Consider the following 18,508-nt stretch of genomic DNA (forward strand, 5'->3'; position numbering starts at 1 on the left):
ACGAGCAGCCCGGCGGCGTCACCGCCGGCGAAGCGGGTGGCGTCGCGGGTCAGCCGCAGGAGCAGGTCCGTCAGGTCGTGCTCGTGCAGGAGGGCCTTGGCCGCGGCGGCGAAGGAGTCGGCGGGGGTGCGCGGCGTCATGGCTCCTCGGTCCTCTCGGTCTCGACCACGCGGGCGTCGTCGTACGTGAAGACGAGCCGCCGGGCGAGGATGTCGTGGGCAACGGTCTCCAGCGTGGTGGTCCTGGCGAAGGCGTGGGCCCGCATGACGGCCAGCGCGTCGCTCGGCGAGATGCGCAGCTGGGCGGTGACCATGCCGGTGGCCTGGTGGATCTGCGCCCGCGTCGACCAGTCGAGCGAGTCCAGCTCGCCGAGCAGGGCCAGGCCGACGGCGTCGGCCAGGAACTGCGCGTCGTCCAGGCTGCGGGCGAGCCGGCCGGCGGCGAAGAGGCTGAGCACCCCGACGACGCGGCCGGCCACGCGCATGGGGACGGCGTAGGCGACCCCGGGGCCGCCGACGGTCCGCACCATGTGCGAGAAGAGGGGGAACGCCTCGTCGACCGGCCCGTCCTGGTCGACCTGCGTGACGACGACGCGGTTCTCCGCGAGCGCGGCCCGTCCCGGCCCCTCCCCGAGCGTCTCCTCGAGGCTGTCGATCTGCGTGGACACGCCGTCGGAGGTGCTGACGGTCAGACGCGCCTCGGGCGTCGCGGACAGGGTCAGCGCACCGCTCTGCGCGCCGAGGATCTCGACGCAGGCCCGGCACAGCCGCGAGGGCATCGCCATCCCGGCGTCGATGCCCGCGAGGGTCCGCGCGAGCAGGCCCATCAGCTCCGGCGCGCTCACCCCGTCCTCCGTCCTGTCCCTGCCCTCGGCGTCCCGCCGAGCCGTCACCATCCCCGCCGAGGGCGGCACCGGTCGCGCTCGCACCGGTGCGGCTGCTCCGCAGGGGTCGCGGTCAGGGGCTGCGCTCGTCGACGATGTCCCCGCGGCCGCCGAGGGCGAGGGAGCGCAGGATCGACTCGGCGACGACCCGCTCGCTCACGTCGCGGCGCAGGGACGCGGAGCGTAGCACCCGGTGAGCCTCGTCACGCGAGCACCCGTTGCTCGCCATGATCGCGCCGAGCGCCCGCTCGACCGCGACGGCGTCCGTCATGGTCCGGTACAGCCCGGCGGCGGCGTCCTCGAGGTCCGCGAACCCCAGGTGCACCCGCACCCCGGCCGCGACCAGCCCGGCGAACGCCTCCGCCGTCTCGACCAGCGCCGACGGCCACTCGCCTGCCCCCCGCGCGTAGACGTTGAGCGTGACCGTGACGCCCGGGGCCGCCAGGGCGGGCACGGCGATCGAGGAGGCGAAGCCCTCCCGCACGGTCTGCTCGCGCCAGGCCTCCCAGCGCGCGTCCTGCGCCACCGACGCGACCACGAGCGTCGACTCCTTGGCCGCCGCCTGGATGCAGGGGCCGTCGCCCGCGCGGAGCTCGGCACGGTCGCACCGCTCGGCACCGTCGGCGCTGCTCGCGGCGAGCAGCGTGAGGCCGTGCGCGCGCACCGTGATGCACGCCTCGAGGTCGGGGCCGAGGGCCGCGGCGGCCCGGGCGGCGTACTCGTGGAGGTAGGTGCTGGCAGCCATGGGTCGGGTCCCGTCCGGCGGCCGGGGCCGAGCGCCCTGGCCGCGGGGAGGTGGTCACGGTCTCGCCGCGCCGTGGCGGCAGGCGGTCCGCCCCGGACCTCCACCGTACGTCAACGGGAGCGGGCCGGGTCCTCGACGTCGAGCAGCGCCTGCAGGATGCGGCGGGCGGCCTCGCTCCGCGACACGTTCCGGTTCGACGAGGCCGAGCCGAGGATGCGGTGGGCCTCCTCGGCGGAGCACCCGTTGGTGTGCATGATCGCCCCGACCGCGCGCTCGACCAGCACGGCGTCGGCCAGCTCCGCGTGCCGGCGCGCCGGCACGTCGCTGGGCCCGGCGACCAGGGTGCGGACGTGCGCGGCGGCCAGCTGGGCGTAGCCGTCGGCCGCGACGAGCAGCCCGGCGTCCCACGGGTCGGCCGCGCGGGAGTACAGGGTCAGCGCGAGGTCGACGCCGGGGGCGACCGACGCCGGCACCGCCAGCGCCGAGGCGAAGCCCTCGCGCGCCGCCTGCGCCGCCCAGTCGGGCCACCACGTCTCGTGGGCCACGCGCGCCACGAGCTGCACGCGGTGGCGGTCCATCGCGGCGCCGCTCGGCCCGGCAGCGGCCCGCGCGCCGGCGGCCTCGCACCGCGCCGCCGCGCGCGAGCTGCTCGCCGTCGGCGTCTCGGCCCCGTCGTGGCGCACCGTCACGGTCGCGTCCACCTCGGCCCGTAGGACGGCGGCGGCGCGCAGCACGAAGTGGTCCAGCACGCCCCACGACGTCATCGCCGCTCTCCCCCTCACCGCGCACCGACCACCTCACCGTGCACCGCCCGCCGCCGCGCGGCGGGCCCCTCGCAGGCTAGGGCACCGGGCCCGTGCCCGCCCGCCGCACCCAGGGACCGCCGGTCCCCCGATCACCGCTCCCCTCCCGCGCGGGCCGTCGGCGCGCCACGGTGGTGGTCATGGACATCTCCGGACGCACCGTCTTCATCCCCGGCGCCACGAGCGGCATCGGCCTCGCCCTCGCGCTGCGCCTCCAGGCCCGCGGCGCCACCGTCGTCGTGGGCGGCCGGCGGGCCGCGCTGCTCGAGCAGATCACGGCCGAGCACCCCGGCCTGCACGCCGTCCAGGTCGACGTCGCCGACCCCGCCTCGGTCGAGGCGGCCGCGCGCCGCGTGCTCGCCCAGCACCCGGCGCTGGACACGCTCGTGACCATGGCCGGCATCATGCAGCCCGAGGACTGGACCTCCGCCGGCTTCCTCGCCACCGCCGAGCAGACCGTCACGACCAACCTGCTCGGACCGATCCGCCTGCTGGCCGCGTTCGTCGAGCACCTGCGCACGCGCCCGGGCGCGGCGGTGATGACCGTCTCCTCCGGCCTGGCCCACGTGCCGCTGCGGGTCACGCCCACCTACAACGCCACGAAGGCTGCGGTCCACATGCTCTCGGAGAGCATCCGGCTGCAGCTGGAGCCGGCGGGCGTGCGGGTGCTCGAGCTGGTGCCGCCGTCGGTGCGCACCTCCCTCATGCCGGGCCAGGAGGACAGCCCGATCGCGCTGCCCCTCGACGACTTCGCCGACGAGGTGGTCACGCTGCTCGAGAAGGACGACGGCACGGTGCGCGAGATCCTCGTCGAGGGCGTGAAGTTCCTGCGCTTCGCCGAGGTCGAGGGCGCCTACGACGCGACGGTGGCCCGGCTCAACGCGAGCGACCCGCACGCCGCCGGCTGAGCAGGCGGGCCGGGAGCGGGCGGCGGCCGCCCTCAGGCGGCGACCCAGGGCCGGTCCGTCCGCGCGTGGTCCACGGCCCAGTCGAGCGCCAGGTCGGCCACCCGCTCCCACCCCGGGGCCCCGCACGTCCAGTGGTCGCGGCCGGGGAGCTCCTCGTAGTCGGTGACCGCGGGCGAACGACGGTAGTGCCGGGCGTTCGCCCGGTTCACCGACGGCGGCATGATGTGGTCCTTCTCCCCGGCCACGAACAGCAGCGGGGCGCGGTCGGCCGTGTAGTCGACCCACGTCTCCTGCGGGCCGGGCTTGAAGTTCGCGAGGAGCCCGTAGTCGAACACCCAGCGCCCGGGGGCGGGGATGGCGTACCGCTCCCACACCTGCCGCGACGCCTCGGCGTCGAGGGTGTTGGTGAAGGCGTAGCGGAACTCCTCCGGCGTGAACCCCACCGCGGCGCCGCGGTTGCTGGGCCGGCGCAGCGCGGGGTAGAGCGACCGCGCCTGCGACCACGGGTTGACGCGGACGCCCTCGGTCGGGGCCGAGTCGATCGCGACGCCCGCCGAGCCGAGCCCGCGGGCGAGCAGCAGCTGCGTCAGCGTGCCGCCGAAGGAGTGGCCGACGATGATCGGCGGCGTCTCGACGGACTCGACGACGCGCGCGAGGTGATCGACCGTCTCGGGGACGGTGAGGCGGGCGATGCGCTCGGGGTCCTCCCGCAGCGCCTCCACCTCGATCTCGAAGCCGGGGTACCCGGGCGTCAGGACGGTGAAGCCCTTGGCCTCGAGGTACGGGACCCAGTGCTCCCAGCTGCGGGGGGTCATCCACAGCCCGTGGACGAGGACGACGGTGTCGGGACCGGCGGTCGTGGGCGTGCTGCTCATGGGACTGCTCCTTCGGCGGTCGGCGGCGCGCACGGCTGCCAGGGTGCCGGTGCACGTGCGCGATGCCCGTGCGTCGGTGCACGGGTTCCGGCCCGGCCGGACGGCGTGGCGGGCCGCGCGTCGCGGCGAGGTCGGGACGGAGCGCTCCCCCCTCGCCGTCGAGCGTACGACGGCGCCACGCGACCGTCATCGGCCGCCCGCGGTGGCGAGATGTTGCACCGAGTGCATCGCTGCACCTAGTGTCGAGACATGCCTGCCACGCCCGACGCCCTCGACCGGCGTGCCGCGCTCAAGGCGCGCCACCGGCAGGCGATCGTCGCCGCCGCGGCCGCGCTGATGGACGAGCGGGGCAGCGCCCGGTTCTCCGTGGACGAGCTCGCCGCGCGGGCCGACGTCTCCCGGCGCACCGTCTTCAACCACTTCGCCACGCTCGACGACGTGGTCATCGCCGCGGCCTCCACGATCCTGGGGGACGTCGTGGACGAGCTGGGCGCCCGCGCCGGCGCGGCCGGCCCCGACGCCGACGTGCTGGACCAGATGGCGGCCGCCACGCGGGCCGAGCACCTTGTCCCGCTGATGGCCCGCCTGGTGCGCATGCTCGGCGGCGAGAGCGGCGCCGGCACCACGCTGCCGGCCCGTGAGGCGGCCCTCGTCCAGCGCACGTTCGCCCTGCTGGACGAGCGGCTCACCGCGACGATGGTCGGCCACCACGCCGAGCTGGACGACCTGGCGGTCGAGCTGCTGGTCGTGGCCTTCATGGCCGGCGCGCTCATGCTGTTCCGCCACTGGTACGCCGCGACCGGCGCCGTCGACGACGCGCGCTCCCGCCGCCTGTGGGACGAGCTCCAGGGGCACCTGGTCGACCTCCTGCGGCACGGCCAGGGTGCGCCGCAGGACGCGCGGTGAGGCCCGCCTGACACCGCGGTCCGCGCCGCGGCGCCCCCGCCCCGGCGCCCCCCGTCCTGACGCCTTCCTCCCGACTCCCCCGATCGATCCGAAAGGTCACCATGGCTGAGCTCCTCTACCGGGTGGGGCGCGCCTGCGCTCGCCACGCCCGGGCCGTCATCGCCGCGTGGGCGGCGGTGCTCGTGCTCGCCGGCGGGGCGTTCGCCCTGTTCGGCGGCACGCTCGCCTCGAGCTTCGACATCCCCGGCACGCCCACCGCCCAGGTGACCCAGAAGCTGCAGGACGCCCTGCCGGACGCCTCCGGCGGCACCGGCCGCGTCGTGCTGCGCACCACGGACGGCGCCGCGTTCACCGAGGCGCAGCGGGCGGAGATCGTCGACCGCGTCGCGCAGGCGGCCGGCGTCGACGGCGTGGCCCAGGTCGTCGACCCGTTCACCACCGAGGCCGAGCTGGCGAAGCAGGCGCAGCAGGTCGCCGACGGCCGCGCCCAGATCGCCTCCGGCCGCGAGCAGGTCGCCGCGGGCCGCGAGCAGCTCGACGGCGGCCAGGCGCAGCTGGACGCCGCCCGCCAGCAGGCCGAGGTCGCGGGCCAGGCCGCGACGGCGGCGCCGCAGCTGGACGCCCAGCAGGCCCAGCTCGACGCGGGGCGCGCGGAGCTCGAGGAGCAGGCCGCGCAGCTCGAGGAGCAGGCCGCCGCCCTGGAGGACGGGGCCCGGCTCCTGGAGCTCGCCGACGGGATCCGCACGGTCTCGCAGGACGGCTCGGCAGCGATCGTGACCGTGGCGTTCACCGAGCCGCAGCTCGACGTGTCCAGCGGGGCCAAGCAGGGCGTGCTCGACGCGTTCGACGCCGCGCCGATCGACGGCGTCCAGGTGGACGCCTCGTCCGAGCTGCTCGAGGCCGTGCCGAGCGTCTTCGGCCCCGGCGAGGCGGTCGGCCTGGTCGTCGCCGCCGTCGTGCTGGTCGTCATGCTCGGCACGCTGGTGGCAGCGGGCCTGCCGATCCTCAACGCCCTCATCGGCGTCGGCGTCGGCGCGATGGCCACGATGGCGCTCTCCGGCGTGGTGCAGATGGCCTCGGTGACCCCGATCCTGGGCCTGATGCTCGGGCTCGCGGTGGGCATCGACTACACGCTGTTCATCGTCAACCGCCATCGCCGCCAGCTCAAGGACGGCTACGACGTCGACGAGTCGATCGCGCTGGCCAACGGCACCTCCGGCAACGCCGTCGTCTTCGCCGGCGCCACCGTGCTCATCGCACTCCTGGCGCTCAACGTCACCGGCATCCCGTTCCTCGGCCTCATGGGCTCGGCCGGCGCGCTGTGCATCGCCGTGGCCGTGCTCGTGGCCGTGACGTTCACGCCCGCCGTCCTGCGCCTGGTGGGCCCGCGCGTGCTGTCGCGCACCGAGCGCGCCGCCCTCACCTCCCGCGGCGCCGCGCCCGCGAGCACCGCCGGTGCCGCCCAGGCGGCGCCCGTCGCCCGGCCCGCGCCGATGCGCACCGGCCGCGCCGTGCTGCGTGTCGTGGTCGGCGTCGGCGCGCTCGCCGTGGTGGCCCTCCCGGCCCTGGACCTGCGGCTCAACCTGCCCGACGGGTCGTCGGAGGCGCACGACTCCACCCAGTACCAGGCCTACGCCACGGTCGCCGAGAAGTTCGGCGAGGGGCAGAACGGCACCCTGCTGGTGGTGGCGGACCTGCCCGCCGGACTCGACGACGACGCGGTGGCCGGGCGCCGGCTCGCCGTCGCCGAGCGGCTCCACGAGCAGGACGACGTCGTAGCGGTCGCCCCGATCGGCGCCGCGGAGGACAACAGCCTGCTGGCGTTCCAGGTCGTGCCGGCCGAGGGCCCGACGAGCGAGTCGACGGAGCGGCTCGTGCACACGCTGCGGGGCCTGGACCTCGACGGGGTCAGCGAGCTCGGCGTGGCCGGCTCCGCCAGCGGCAACGTCGACATCTCCGACAAGCTCGCCGACGCCCTGCCCACCTACCTGGCGGTCGTCGTCGGGCTGTCGCTGCTCATCCTGGTCCTGGTGTTCCGGTCGCTGTACGTGCCGGTGATCGCGACGCTCGGGTTCGTGCTGAGCTACTTCGCCACGCTCGGCGGCACCGTGTGGATCTACCAGTGGGGCAACCTGGCAGGCCTGTTCGGCGTCGAGACGCCGGGCCCGATCCTCAACTTCCTGCCCACGATCCTGGTCGGCATCCTGTTCGGCCTGGCGATGGACTACATGCTGTTCCTGACCTCGGGCATGCGCGAGGCCTACGCCCACGGCGCGCCGGCCCGCCTCGCGGTGGTCCAGGGCGTGCGGGCCGGCCGGGCGGTGGTCGTCGCCGCGGCGCTGATCATGATCTCCGTCTTCGGCGGGTTCATGTTCTCCCACTCGGCGATGATCCGGCCGATCGGGTTCGCGCTGGCGTTCGGCGTCCTTGTCGACGCCTTCGGAGTGCGGATGCTCATCGTCCCCGCGCTCATGCACCTGGCCGGCGACAAGGCGTGGTGGCTGCCGCGCTGGCTCGACCGCCTGCTGCCGGACGTCGACGTGGAGGGCGCCTCGCTCGAGCGGCGCCACCCGCACCACGACGCCGTTGAGCCCGCCGCGCAGGCCGAGGCCGCGGCGTCGGAGCCGCCGCGGGCCTGACCGCCGCGCACCGCGCGCCCGCCCCGCCGCCCGCACCGGGCGGCGGGGCGGGCGCCGTCGTGCGCCGCGCGCGCCTGGCAGCTGCTCGGCGCGCAGGTCGACGTGGGCGCGGCGGAGGTGGGCGCCGGCGAGGCCGGCGCCTGAGAGGATCGGCCATGGCCTACGTGCGACCGGACCTCCCGCGACAGGTCTTCACCGACGCCGCCGGGCGCCCGATCCCCTACGGCCACCGCTGGGACCACCTCGACGGCCCGCCCGAGGCGGCGTACTCGGTCGCCGAGCACCCGGAGCGGTTCGCCCCGCTGCACGACGTCGCCGACGCGCTCGTCGCCCACCTGGCGGCGACCTACGCGGTGGAGGTGGCCACCGTCGGACCGCGGGACCTGCGCGGGCCGGCGGCCGACCGCGCCCTGCGCGCGGCCCGCCTGACGCCCAGCTCTCCCGACGCCGCACCGCTGACCGTCGTGCGGACCGACCTGCCCGGTGTCGTCGTCGAGGCGGGCGCCCTGCTCGTCGAGCCGTTCCCCGTCTGCGGCTGCGACGCCTGCGACGACCCGCTCGAGCGGGTCGTCGAGGACCTCGAGGAGACCGTCGGCGCGGTGGTGACCGGCAGCCTGCACGAGTGGGTCCGCGGCGGCCGGCTCGGCCGCCAATTCTGGGTCGGCCACGCGCTCTCCGTCCCCGGCGGCACGCGCTCGGGCGAGGGACGTCGCAGCGGTCCGCGCGCGCAGCTCCTCGCCGCCCGCGAGCGCCTCGCGGCGCTGCCGGGCGGCCGCTGGCAGCCCTGGGCCCGGGCGGCGGCCGACGCCTAGCTCCTTGGTGTCACGACACGTCGCGGTCCGCCCACGAGGCCGCGATCCGCGACAGGTCCTGCGCGACGATCCGCAGCCGGGTGGCGTCACCGTCCCCGGCGGCGAGGGCGTAGCCGAGCAGGAACGTGGTCAGCGGGCCGGCCGGCCGGGCGACGTGGTCGGAGACCTCGTCGGCGAGCCCGACCAGCGCGTCGACGTCGATCGCGTCCTCCGGCACGCCGAGCCGCACGGCCACGTGCGCCACCCAGGCGGCCAGCTCGTCGGGGGTCGAGGCCATCAGGGTCCCTCCGCTCGCCACGTGTCGGCGTGCTGGATCGCGCTCGCCGGGGCTCGGCGACCTCCACCATGGTCGGCCCGCCGGTGGACCGTCGCACGGCCGGCCCGGGCTCCGGCGGGCGCGGACCCAGGTACGGGTCGCTCGTCGCGGGACGGCGTGACGGCCATCGGTCAGCCCTCGTCGGCGGCCGGCGGGCCGCCGGGCCCGCCCGTGAGGCCGCCGACGATGGCGCGGACCGTGGCGGCGACGAGCGCCCGGTCGGGCGGCCCGGCGTCGAACGCCCGGTGGATGGGCCAGCCCTCGACGAGCACGTCGAGGGCGCGGCAGACCGGCTCGGGGAAGTGCAGGCCCAGGCTCTCGCGGCTGCGCAGCACCCAGGCGCGCGCCGTCGCGCCCACGCCGGCGTGGTGGTTGGCGTACGCGTACATCTCGAAGATCAGCGTCATCTCGCGCGCCGTCGCGTAGCGCGGCCCGCAGATCAGGTCGACGACCGCCTCCTCGGCCTCCGCAGGCGTGCGGGCGGCCTCGAGCGTCCGGCGGTAGGTCGCGGACATCCCGGTCGACAGCCGCTCGAACGCCTGGCCGAGCAGGTCCTCCAGGCCGTCGAAGTAGTAGGTCAGGGACCCCAGCGGCACCTCGGCGCGGGCGGCGATCCGGCGGTGCGTGGTACCCGGCACGCCGAGCTCCGCCACGACGTCCAGCGCGGCGTCGAGGATGCGCTCCTTGCGGCCGGGGTCGTTGGGCACCTCCCGGCGGGTTCCGCTCACGTGCCCATCCTCCCCGACCTGCCGCCCGACGGCGAGTGTGTACGCTTGTACAGCCTTGCTCGCCCAGCCCGTGGAGCCCCCGTGACCGCCAGTCTCCGCGCGCGCCGCAACGCGGTGTTCGCGCTGTTCTTCCTGCCCGGGATCACCATCTCCTCCTGGGTGACCCGCACCCCGGACGTCCGCGACCTCGTCGGCGCCTCGACGGCGCAGATGGGCCTGATCCTCTTCGGCCTGTCCGCAGGGTCCATGATCGGCATCCTGTCCTCCGGGCCCCTCGTCGCCCGGTGGGGCACGCGGCCGGTGATGACCGTCGGCACGCTCGCCGTCGCCGCGGGCGCGGCGGTCATCGGCGCCGGCGCGGCGCTCGGGTCGGGCGCCCTCGTGGCGCTCGGCCTGGGCGTCTTCGGGTTCGGCATGGGCGGCGGCGAGGTCGCCCTCAACGTCGAGGGTGCGGAGGTCGAGCGCGGGCTCGGCCGCTCCACGATGCCCGCCATGCACGGCTTCTTCAGCCTCGGCACGGTGGTCGGCGCCGGCGCCGGCATGGTGCTCACCGCCGTTCGGTTCCCCGTCGGCGTGCACCTCGCCGTCGTCGCCGTCGTCGTGGTCGCCGCGCTGCTCGTGGCGGTCCGGGTGGTCCCGGCCGGCGTGGGCCGGCGTCCGCGCGCGGCGGACGGCGTCGCCGCGCCCGCGCCGCGCCCGGCCGTGTGGCGGGACACGCGCCTGCTGCTGATCGGCGGGATCATCCTCGCCCTGGCGATGGCGGAGGGCACCGCGAACGACTGGCTGCCGCTGGTCATGGTCGACGGCCACGGCTTCGACGCCGCGCTCGGCTCGGCGGTGTACGCCCTGTTCGCCGCCGCGATGACCCTGGGACGGTTCGTCGGCGGCACGTTCGTCGACCGGTTCGGCCGGGTGGCCGTGCTGTGCGTCAGCGCGCTCGTCGGGGCCGCCGGCCTGGCGCTGGTGATCTTCGTCGACCACCAGTGGGTGGCCGCCGGGGCCGCGCTGCTGTGGGGCCTCGGCGCCTCGCTCGGGTTCCCGGTCGCGCTGTCGGCGGCCGGCGACTCCGGCGAGCACGCCGCGGCCCGCGTGTCGCTCGCGGCGACCATCGGCTACGTCGCGTTCCTCGTCGGCCCACCGGTGCTGGGCTTCCTCGGCGAGCACCTCGGCCTGCGGCACGCGCTGATCGTCGTCCTGGTCCTCGTCGCCGCCGCGGCGTTCATCACGCCGGCGGCGCGCGCGCCGCAGCCGGCGGGCGCGCCGGCGCCGGTGGACGCGTCCGAGCGGGTCTGACGGGCCGACCTGGCCGACCGGGGCCGCCCGGGCCGCCCGGGGCTGCTCGGCGCCGGCTCGGGACGGCTCGACGACGGCGCCGGGCGATACTGGCCCCGACCCGGCACAGGGACGAGCTCCAGGAGGCTGCGCATGAGTGACCAGAGCACGGCTCCGGGCGCACCCCGGCGCGCGCCGCGCCGCGCGGACGTCGCGATCGGCGCCGCCTGCGCGGCGTCGTCGGTCGCGCTCCTGCTGGCCGTGCCCGTCCTCGTCGCGGCCGATCCCGAGGCGGCGGGCCTGGTGCGGGTGACGCCGGGCGAGCTGGGCTGGTGGGCGTTCGCCGCGGGCCTCGTCCTGCAGGGGGCGCTGCTGGCGTGGGTGCGCACCGCCCCCGCCACGATCCTCGTGGCGGTCGCAGCCGTGGGCGCCGCGCTCTCCTGGACCGCGCCTGCCGGCGTCTACGGCCTGACGAGCGTCGCGGTGCTCGCCGCGGTGCTCCTCGCCGCCCTGCGCACGCCCGTCGGCCGCCTGCGGACCGCCCTCGCCGGCGCCGCCCTGCTGGTCCTGGCGGGCGAGGTCGTCGACGGCGTGCGCGCCGAGGGCCTCACCGCGGTCACGGCCGTGCTCGCCGCCGTCGTCCAGTCCGTGGCGATCGTCGGGGGCCCGCTGCTCGTGGCCCTGGTCGTGCGGGCCCGCCGCGACGTGCGCGAGGCGCGCCGGGCGGAGCAGCGGGCCCGCAGCGCCGAGCGCGACGCGCTCGTGCAGGCCGCCGTCGCCCGCGAGCGCACGGCGATGGCGCGCGAGCTGCACGACATCGCGGCCCACCACCTGTCCGGGATCGCCCTCATGGCCGCGGCGATCGACCGGCAGATCGACACCGCGCCGGCCCGGGCGCACGAGGCGGCCCGCCAGGTGCGGGCCCAGAGCACCGCCGTCCTCGACGACCTGCGCCGGCTCGTGGGCCTGCTGCGCGACGACGCCGAGGCGCCCCGGGCGGTCGAGTCGCTCGCCACCGTGCGCGAGCTCGTCGAGCGCGCCCGGGACCGGGCCCCGGTCGAGCTGCGCGTGCTGCCGGGCGACCGCCGCGCACCGGGCGCGGGCGTCGGACCGCTCGCGCAGCTGGCCGCCTACCGCACCGTGCAGGAGGCCCTGGCCAACGCTGCGCTGCACGCCCCCGGCGCCGCGTGCGTCGTCGAGGTCGACGACACCGCCGACGAGCGCGTGGTGGTGCGCGTGGTCAACGCGCCCGCCCCGGCGCCCGCGGTCGGCCGCACCTCCGCGGGCGGCTTCGGCCTGCGGGGCATGCGCGAGCGCGCCGACCTGGTCGGCGCCGACCTGCGGTACGGGCCCACGGCCGCGGGCGGCTGGGAGGTGCGGCTCGACCTGCCGCGCGAGGCACGTCCGTCGTGGGCAGCCGCCGCGGGAGGCCGGTCGTGATCCGCGTCCTGGTCGCCGACGACCAGCCCCTGTCCCGCGCGGGCCTGGCCGCCCTGCTCGGCGCCGAGCCCGACCTCGAGGTGGTCGGCGCCGCCGCCGACGGCGCCGAGGCGCTCGAGCTGGCGCAGCGGCTGCGCCCCGACGTGGCGTGCCTGGACGTCCGCATGCCCGGGCCCGACGGGATCGAGGTGGCGCGCCGCCTGTGCGGCCCGGGGGCCGACCCGCAGGTGCCGGTGCTCATGCTGACCACCTTCGACCTGGACGACTACGTGTTCGGCGCGCTCGAGGCCGGCGCGTCGGGGTTCCTGCTCAAGGACGCCGACCCGGACACGATCGTGCGCGCCGTCCGGCAGGTGGCGGCCGGCAACGGCACGCTGGACCACTCGCTGACCCGGCGCGTCATCCGGGAGTTCGTCGACCGGCGGCGGCTCCAGCCGGTCTCCGGGCGGGTCGCCGACGGCCTGCTCACCGCCCGGGAGCGGGACGTGCTGCTCCACCTGGCGCAGGGCATGTCCAACGAGGAGATCGCCGCCGCGCTCGTCGTGGAGGTCTCGACCGTCAAGTCGCACCTGGCCCGGATGCTGCCCAAGCTCGGCGTCCGCTCCCGGCTCCAGGCCGTCGTGTGGGCCTACCAGAACCGCGTGGTCACGGTCCCCGGGCCGGACGCGGGGCGCTGACGCCTCCGTCGAAGGATGCAAGGCGCCAGGTTCCACCCTGCGGGGCTGGGGCGGGCGCGCGGGGCCTCCTAGCGTCGAGGACGCCACAGTCCCCCTCGCCGAGGAGCCCGCATGCCTCCCGCCCCCACCCTCCCCCGCAGCCGCACGACGACGGCCGTGCGGCTCGAGCAGGTCGTCAAGACCTATCCCGGCGGCCCGACGCCGGTCGTCGCGCTGGACGGGGTGTCCCTGACCGTCCCCGCCGGCGCGTTCGTCGCGGTCATGGGCCCGTCGGGGTCCGGCAAGTCGACGTTCCTCACCTGCGCCGCCGGGCTGGACCGGCCCACGAGCGGCCGCGTCGTCGTCGGCGACGTCGACCTGACGGCCCTGTCCCCGGACGCGGTGACCCGCTTCCGGCGCGAGCACGTCGGGTTCGTGTTCCAGGGCTACAACCTGATCGGCCACCTCACCGTGGCCGAGAACGTCCGGCTGCCCCTGACGCTGGCCGGGACGCGCCCGGACGAGGCGTGGCTGCGCGAGCTGCTCGCCGCGGTCGGGCTGGAGGGGCTCTCGGAGCGCCTCCCGGGCGAGCTGTCGGGCGGCCAGGCGCAGCGCGTCGCGATCGCGCGTGCGCTGGTCGCCCGGCCCGACGTCGTCTTCGCGGACGAGCCGACCGGGGCGCTGGACGGCAGCACCGCCGACGCGATCCTGCGTCTGCTGCGCTCGACGGCCCACCGGTTCGGCCAGACGCTCGTGCTCGTGACGCACGACCCGCGCGCCGCCGCGTTCGCCGACCAGGTGCTGTTCCTCGCCGACGGGCGGTTCCGGGGCCAGCTGGTCGACCCCACCGTCGAGCAGGTCGCCGCCCGCGTCCTGGGGCTGGGGCGATGACCGCGCGCGCGGCCCTGCGCTCCGTCCTCGTCGTCAACCGTCCCGGGTTCACGGCCCCGGCCGCGGTCGTGGTGCTCGCCGCCGCCCTGCTGGCCGCCACGGCGGCCTGGCTGGAGGCCGGCCTGCGGGACGACCTGCCGCTGCTGAGCAGCGTCGCGGGCTCGTTCGCCGGCACCGTGCTGCTGGTCACCGTGCTCGTGGTGACCACCGTGCTGTCCGCGGCGCTGCGGCGGCGCCGGCACGAGCTCGCCCTGCTGTGCACCGTGGGCGCCACGCCGCGCCAGGTGCACCGCATGGTCGGCGCCGAGACGCTCGCGCTCCTGGTGCTCCTGGCGCCCCTGGGCGCCGCGGCGGGCACGCTGCTCGCCCCGCGGCTGGGCCCGCTGCTGCGCTCCGCCGGCGTGCTGCCCGCCGGCGCCGCCCTCGGCCCGTCGGTGACCCCGGTCGTCGCGGCGCTCGCCGTGCTGGCGCCCGCGGCGCTCGGGGCCGCGCGCCTGGCCGCGCGCGAGGTGACCCGCGTGAGCCCGACCGCCGCGGTGCGCCGGAGCGCCGTCGACCCGGCGGGGCTCCCCCGGGGCCGGCGCGCCGCCGCGGCAGCCACCGCCGGGGCGGGCGTCCTGGCGGCCGGCACGCCGTTCGTCGTCCCGGGGATGCTCGGGACGGCCGCCGGGGTCACGTCCGCCGTGCTGCTCGTCGTCGCCGCAGGGCTCGCGGGGCCGCTCCTGGAGCGCGCGGCCGCGGCGCGCGTCGCCGCCGCGACCCGCGGCTCCTCGCACGCCGCCCTGACCCTCGCCGTGGCCAACGCGCGGGGGTTCTCCCGCCGGCTCAGCGGCGCCGTCGTGCCCCTCGCCCTGCTCGTCGCCGTGGGCACCGTGCAGACGGGCGTCGACGGCGCGGTCGCCGCGGCGACCGCGGAGCAGCTGCGCGCCGGGGTACGCGCGGACCTCGTCGCCGTGTCCCCGGACGGCGTGACCCCCGCGCAGGCGGCGGCGATCGAGGCGCTGCCCGGCGTCGCGGCGACGGCGACCACGGCCCAGGTGGAGGCCGCCGTGCGGATCGAGGGGCCGGACGAGGACCTGCCGTGGCTGGACGGTCTGCAGTGGGAGCCGACCGCGCTGCGCGCCGTCGGCGGCGCGCCGCTGCTCGACCCGGGCGTCCGGGCGGGCACGCTGGCCGACCTCGACGGGCCCGGGACGGTCGCCGTGAGCGCCGAGGCGCTGGCGTTCACCGGCAAGGGCGTCGGCGACACTGTCGACGTCCGGCGCCCCGGCGCGGCCGCCGAGCGGGCCACCGTCGTCGCCGTCTACGACCGCGGGCTCGCGTTCGGCGACCTCCTCGTCGCCGGGGCGACGGCCGGCGGGACCGTCGACGCCGTGCTCGTCGCGACCGACCCCGGGTCCGGCCCGGCAGTGCGCGCCGCGATCGCCGGGCTCGGGCTGCGCGCCGTGGACGGCCGGACCTATGCCGGCGACGCCGCCGACGACGCCGCGGCCGGCCAGCGCCTCTCGCTGGTCCTGCTGCTGTCCCTGCTCGGGTTCGTCGCGGCGGCCGCGGCCGGCACGCTGGCGGCGTCGACCGCGGGCCGGCGGGGCGAGCTCGCCCTGCTGCGGCGCACGGGCGCGACGCGGCCGCAGCTGATGGCGATGGCGGCCCTGGAGACCCTCCTGGTGGTGGTCACCGCGGTCGCCGTCGGCACGGTGGCGGTGCTGCCCGCCCTCGCGGGCGCGGGCTACGGCCTGCTCGGCACGCCGGTACCCGCGCTCGACCTGCGCGCGTGGGGCGGGTTCTCGCTGGCCGCCGCCGTCGTCGCCGCGCTCACGATCCCGACGGCGGTCTGGCGCCTCACCGCGCCCCCGCGCACGGTGCGCACGCGGTGAGCGCGGTGAGCGCGGTGAGCGCGGTGAGCGCGGTGAGGCCGGCCCGGGGTCAGGCGCGCAGGGCGGCGTGGAGCCGGGCGGCCTGGCGCGTCAGGTGGTCGCGCTCGGGCACGGTGCTCGCCGCGCGGGCCGCCTCGGCGTACAGCCGCGCCGCCGTCGCGAGGTCACCGTCCCGCTCGTGCAGGTGGGCGGCGACCGCGGCGTGGCGGGGCAGCGCCGGGTCCAGCTGCGCGAGCGCGGCGAGGCCCGCGCGCGGCCCGTCGGCCTCCCCCAGCGCCACGGCGCGGTTGAGCCGCGCCACGGGGCTGTCGGTGAGCCGGACCAGCTCGTCGTACCACTCGACGACCTGCACCCAGTCGGTCTCCTCGACCGTGCGGGCGTCCGCGTGCAGCGCCGCGATCGCTGCCTGGGCCTGGTACTCCCCCAGCCGGTCGCGGGCGAGCGCCGCCTGCAGGATGCCCACGCCCTCGGCGATCTGCGCCGTGTCCCAGCGGCCGCGGTCCTGCTCGGCGAGCGGCACCAGGACCCTGTCGGGCCGGGTGCGCGCCGCACGCCGGGCGTGGTGCAGCAGCATCAGCGCCAGCAGCCCGGCCGCCTCGGGGTCGTCGACCCGGGCCGCGAGCTGGCGCGCCAGCCGGATCGCCTCGGCGGCGAGGTCGACGTCGCCCGAGTAGCCCTCGTTGAACACGAGGTACAGCACGCGCAGCACCGTGCGCACGTCGCCGGGCTGGTCGAACCGCACGCCGGCGACCGTGCGCTTGGCACGGCTGATCCGCTGCGCCATGGTGGCCTCGGGCACGAGGTACGCCCGCGCGATCTGGCGCGTGCTCAGGCCACCGACGGCGCGCAGCGTGAGCGCGACCGCCGACGCCGGCGTGAGCGACGGGTGGGCGCACAGGAAGTACAGCTGCAGCGTGTCGTCGCGGTGGCCGGCCGGGGCCGGCGCGGGCTCGGCCTCGACCCGCTCCTCGCGCCGCCGCCGGGAGTCCTCGGCGCGCACCGCGTCGAGGTATCGCCGCCACGCGACCGTGACGAGCCACCCCTGGGGGTCGCGCGGCGGGTGGGCGGACCACGTCCGCACGGCCTCGACGAGCGCGTCCTGGACGGCGTCCTCGGCCGCCGCGAACGGTGCGCCGCGGCGGACGAGGACGCCGATCACCGTGGGGACGACCGCCCGCAGCAGGACCTCGTCCACCCCGGCCTCACTCCGTGGCGGTGCGCTGCTCGGCGAGGACCGGCCGCAGCTCGAGCCACTCGTGGATCGGCGCGCCGCCGGCGCCGGGGGCGGCGGAGAGCTCGCCGGCCAGCTCGACCGCCCGGTCGTAGCTGTCGACGTCGATCACCATCCACCCGGCGATCAGGTCCTTGGTCTCGGGGAAGGGCCCGTCCGTGACCGGCGGCCGGCCCTCGCCGTCGTAGCGGACGAACGTGCCCTCGGGCGCGAGCGCCTGCCCGTCGACGTACTCGCCGCTGGCCTCCAGGCGGGCGGCGAAGTCCCGCATGTACCGCATGTGCGCGTCGATCTCGTCGGGGGTCCACCGGTCCATCGGCACGTCGTTGACCGGCGCGGGCGCCCCTCGGTAGTGCTTCAGCAGCAGGTACTTGGCCATCGCGTCCTCCTCGGTGCGGTACGGCCCATTGTGGCCGCGCTCACCCCGGGGACGGAGCCGGGGGCGGGTTCTCGACATCGCCCCGGACGCCGGCGCCGCGGCCGACCGTTCGCCCGCTCGGGCGTCCCCCGCAGGAGCCTGAGGTGCCTCAAGAGTGCAAAGCCGCATCTTGAGGCTCCGGCGCCGAGATTGGGCCAGGCCTTGAGGCGGGGGCCGAAGTCTTGACGCAGCCCAACGACGACCGACCGAGAGGCTGCTCATGGCCCCGCTGCTGACCTCCTCCCCCGACGTGGTGGCGCGTGTGCCCGCCACGGCGGCGCCGCGGCCGGACGCCGACGACGAGCTCGAGCTCGTGGCCCGGCTGCGGGCGGGTGACGACGACGCCTACGCGGAGCTGTGGCGCCGCCACCACGTGGCGGGCCGCGGCGCCGCGCGCCGGATCTCGCAGACGCTGAGCGCCGACGACGTGGTCCAGGAGGCGTTCGTCCGGATCCTCGCGGCGGTGCGACGCGGCAACGGCCCGGTGGGCGAGTTCCGCCCCTACCTCTACGCGGTGATCCGCCGGGTCGCGTCCGACTGGGGGCAGGCGCTGCAGGCCCAGCAGAGCGTCGACGACGTGCCCGACCAGCCGGACGTCCGCGTGCCGCGCGAGGACGCCATGCTCGAGCGGACGATCGTGCAGACCGCCTTCCGCAGCCTGCGCCCCGAGTGGCAGGAGACCCTCTGGTACACCGAGGTCGAGGGCCTGCCGGCGCGCGAGCTGGCGGCCCGCCTCGGCATCAGCGCCAACGCGGCCGCCGCCCTGTCCTACCGGGCGCGCGAGGGGCTGCGGACCGCGTGGCTGCAGGCGCACGTCAACCACGACGCCGCCGAGGACCCGTGCCGGGCGACCATGGAGCGGCTGGCCGCCCACGAGCGCCAGGTGCTCGGCCGGCGGGAGGCCGCCCGCGTCGCCGAGCACCTCGCCACGTGCGCGTCCTGCACGGCGGTCGCGCGCGAGCTGCGGGAGACGGCCGGGACCCTGCCGACGTCGAGCACCGACACCTCGTCGCCGACGACGGTGCCGGCGCTGCCGGCGGTGCCGGCGCCGGCACCCGCCGCGACCGCGGCCCCGGCGGCACCGCCCGCCCCGGAGCCCGGCGCGTCG

18 protein-coding genes are annotated in these 18,508 nt (G+C 77.3%); 10 read left to right on the top strand and 8 right to left on the bottom strand.

From position 1 onward, the window contains the following. Positions 1–136 precede the first annotated feature (136 nt). The 3 genes from GSF02_RS11890 to GSF02_RS11900 all read right to left on the bottom strand — a co-directional run bounded on the left by GSF02_RS11890 (position 137) and on the right by GSF02_RS11900 (position 2,392). Positions 137–844 (bottom strand): GAF and ANTAR domain-containing protein, encoded by a 708-nt coding sequence (locus tag GSF02_RS11890; RefSeq protein WP_159796476.1) that lies wholly within the window; start codon positions 842–844, stop codon positions 137–139. A gap of 112 nt (positions 845–956) precedes the next feature. Beyond that, positions 957–1,628 carry a GAF and ANTAR domain-containing protein gene (locus GSF02_RS11895; RefSeq protein WP_159796479.1) on the bottom strand — a complete coding sequence of 224 codons (672 nt, stop codon included), beginning with the start codon at positions 1,626–1,628 and terminating at the stop codon, positions 957–959. Between the two features lie 110 nt (positions 1,629–1,738). Further along, entirely contained in the window at positions 1,739–2,392 is a 654-nt protein-coding gene (locus GSF02_RS11900; protein ID WP_159796483.1) for an ANTAR domain-containing protein, read from the bottom strand. 179 nt (positions 2,393–2,571) lie between these two features. Between GSF02_RS11900 and GSF02_RS11905 the strand changes: the two genes are divergently transcribed. Beyond that, positions 2,572–3,339 (top strand): SDR family oxidoreductase, encoded by a 768-nt coding sequence (locus tag GSF02_RS11905; protein ID WP_159796486.1) that lies wholly within the window; start codon positions 2,572–2,574, stop codon positions 3,337–3,339. A gap of 32 nt (positions 3,340–3,371) precedes the next feature. On the opposite strand, the gene GSF02_RS11910 is transcribed toward GSF02_RS11905, so the two are convergent. Next, the gene (locus GSF02_RS11910) at positions 3,372–4,214 is read right to left on the bottom strand and encodes an alpha/beta hydrolase (RefSeq protein ID WP_159796489.1); all 843 of its coding nucleotides are present in this window, start codon (positions 4,212–4,214) and stop codon (positions 3,372–3,374) included. A gap of 249 nt (positions 4,215–4,463) precedes the next feature. Between GSF02_RS11910 and GSF02_RS11915 the strand changes: the two genes are divergently transcribed. The 3 genes from GSF02_RS11915 (at position 4,464) to GSF02_RS11925 (ending at position 8,571) form a co-directional block, all read left to right on the top strand. Further along, the gene (locus tag GSF02_RS11915; RefSeq protein WP_159796492.1) at positions 4,464–5,120 is read left to right on the top strand and encodes a TetR/AcrR family transcriptional regulator; all 657 of its coding nucleotides are present in this window, start codon (positions 4,464–4,466) and stop codon (positions 5,118–5,120) included. A gap of 101 nt (positions 5,121–5,221) precedes the next feature. Continuing rightward, positions 5,222–7,759 (top strand): MMPL family transporter, encoded by a 2,538-nt coding sequence (locus GSF02_RS11920; protein WP_159796495.1) that lies wholly within the window; start codon positions 5,222–5,224, stop codon positions 7,757–7,759. Positions 7,760–7,914: 155 nt separating this feature from the next. Next, positions 7,915–8,571, top strand: a complete 657-nt coding sequence (locus tag GSF02_RS11925) for a DUF6226 family protein (protein ID WP_159796498.1) — start codon at positions 7,915–7,917, stop codon at positions 8,569–8,571. A gap of 10 nt (positions 8,572–8,581) precedes the next feature. Here GSF02_RS11925 and GSF02_RS11930 read toward each other — a convergent pair whose 3' ends face one another. Together GSF02_RS11930 and GSF02_RS11935 are read right to left on the bottom strand one after the other, a co-directional pair. Continuing rightward, positions 8,582–8,848, bottom strand: a complete 267-nt coding sequence (locus tag GSF02_RS11930) for a DUF6457 domain-containing protein (protein ID WP_159796501.1) — start codon at positions 8,846–8,848, stop codon at positions 8,582–8,584. A 170-nt stretch (positions 8,849–9,018) separates the two neighbouring features. Further along, a complete protein-coding gene (locus GSF02_RS11935) occupies positions 9,019–9,615 on the bottom strand; it encodes a TetR/AcrR family transcriptional regulator (RefSeq protein ID WP_159796504.1) in 597 nt (198 codons plus the stop codon). An 81-nt stretch (positions 9,616–9,696) separates the two neighbouring features. On the opposite strand from GSF02_RS11935, the gene GSF02_RS11940 reads away from it, so the two are divergent. From GSF02_RS11940 to GSF02_RS11960, 5 genes are all read left to right on the top strand, one after another. Further along, complete coding sequence (locus tag GSF02_RS11940) at positions 9,697–10,908, top strand: MFS transporter (protein WP_159796507.1); 1,212 nt, start codon at positions 9,697–9,699, stop codon at positions 10,906–10,908. A 132-nt stretch (positions 10,909–11,040) separates the two neighbouring features. Continuing rightward, on the top strand, positions 11,041–12,327 hold the full coding sequence (locus GSF02_RS11945; RefSeq protein WP_159796510.1) for a sensor histidine kinase: 1,287 nt from the start codon (positions 11,041–11,043) through the stop codon (positions 12,325–12,327). Next, positions 12,324–13,004, top strand: a complete 681-nt coding sequence (locus GSF02_RS11950; RefSeq protein ID WP_159796513.1) for a response regulator — start codon at positions 12,324–12,326, stop codon at positions 13,002–13,004. The genes GSF02_RS11945 and GSF02_RS11950 overlap by 4 nt, the downstream gene beginning before the upstream one ends. A 111-nt stretch (positions 13,005–13,115) precedes the next feature. Next, positions 13,116–13,874 (top strand): ABC transporter ATP-binding protein, encoded by a 759-nt coding sequence (locus GSF02_RS11955; protein ID WP_159796516.1) that lies wholly within the window; start codon positions 13,116–13,118, stop codon positions 13,872–13,874. Beyond that, a complete protein-coding gene (locus GSF02_RS11960; RefSeq protein WP_159796519.1) occupies positions 13,871–15,751 on the top strand; it encodes an FtsX-like permease family protein in 1,881 nt (626 codons plus the stop codon). The genes GSF02_RS11955 and GSF02_RS11960 overlap by 4 nt, the downstream gene beginning before the upstream one ends. A gap of 49 nt (positions 15,752–15,800) precedes the next feature. On the opposite strand, the gene GSF02_RS11965 is transcribed toward GSF02_RS11960, so the two are convergent. Together GSF02_RS11965 and GSF02_RS11970 are read right to left on the bottom strand one after the other, a co-directional pair. After that, positions 15,801–16,946, bottom strand: coding sequence for an RNA polymerase sigma factor (locus GSF02_RS11965; RefSeq protein WP_159796522.1), 1,146 nt, complete (start codon positions 16,944–16,946; stop codon positions 15,801–15,803). Between the two features lie 7 nt (positions 16,947–16,953). Further along, entirely contained in the window at positions 16,954–17,361 is a 408-nt protein-coding gene (locus GSF02_RS11970; RefSeq protein WP_201308897.1) for a YciI family protein, read from the bottom strand. A 259-nt stretch (positions 17,362–17,620) separates the two neighbouring features. Here GSF02_RS11970 and GSF02_RS11975 point away from each other — a divergent pair. Beyond that, the coding region (locus GSF02_RS11975) for a sigma-70 family RNA polymerase sigma factor (RefSeq protein WP_159796528.1) at positions 17,621–18,508 on the top strand (888 nt) is incomplete at its 3' end.

This window comes from Puerhibacterium puerhi (assembly GCF_009846865.1).
In the GTDB taxonomy this organism is placed as follows: Bacteria; Actinomycetota; Actinomycetes; order Actinomycetales; family Cellulomonadaceae; genus Puerhibacterium; species Puerhibacterium puerhi.

Coding starts and splice junctions, on each gene's coding strand:
- GSF02_RS11895 (WP_159796479.1), bottom strand. CDS start 1,628: ATGGCTGCCAGCACCTACCTCCACGAGTACGCCGCCCGGGCCGCCGCG.
- GSF02_RS11900 (WP_159796483.1), bottom strand. CDS start 2,392: ATGACGTCGTGGGGCGTGCTGGACCACTTCGTGCTGCGCGCCGCCGCC.
- GSF02_RS11905 (WP_159796486.1), top strand. CDS start 2,572: ATGGACATCTCCGGACGCACCGTCTTCATCCCCGGCGCCACGAGCGGC.
- GSF02_RS11910 (WP_159796489.1), bottom strand. CDS start 4,214: ATGAGCAGCACGCCCACGACCGCCGGTCCCGACACCGTCGTCCTCGTC.
- GSF02_RS11915 (WP_159796492.1), top strand. CDS start 4,464: ATGCCTGCCACGCCCGACGCCCTCGACCGGCGTGCCGCGCTCAAGGCG.
- GSF02_RS11920 (WP_159796495.1), top strand. CDS start 5,222: ATGGCTGAGCTCCTCTACCGGGTGGGGCGCGCCTGCGCTCGCCACGCC.
- GSF02_RS11925 (WP_159796498.1), top strand. CDS start 7,915: ATGGCCTACGTGCGACCGGACCTCCCGCGACAGGTCTTCACCGACGCC.
- GSF02_RS11930 (WP_159796501.1), bottom strand. CDS start 8,848: ATGGCCTCGACCCCCGACGAGCTGGCCGCCTGGGTGGCGCACGTGGCC.
- GSF02_RS11945 (WP_159796510.1), top strand. CDS start 11,041: ATGAGTGACCAGAGCACGGCTCCGGGCGCACCCCGGCGCGCGCCGCGC.
- GSF02_RS11955 (WP_159796516.1), top strand. CDS start 13,116: ATGCCTCCCGCCCCCACCCTCCCCCGCAGCCGCACGACGACGGCCGTG.
- GSF02_RS11960 (WP_159796519.1), top strand. CDS start 13,871: ATGACCGCGCGCGCGGCCCTGCGCTCCGTCCTCGTCGTCAACCGTCCC.
- GSF02_RS11970 (WP_201308897.1), bottom strand. CDS start 17,361: ATGGCCAAGTACCTGCTGCTGAAGCACTACCGAGGGGCGCCCGCGCCG.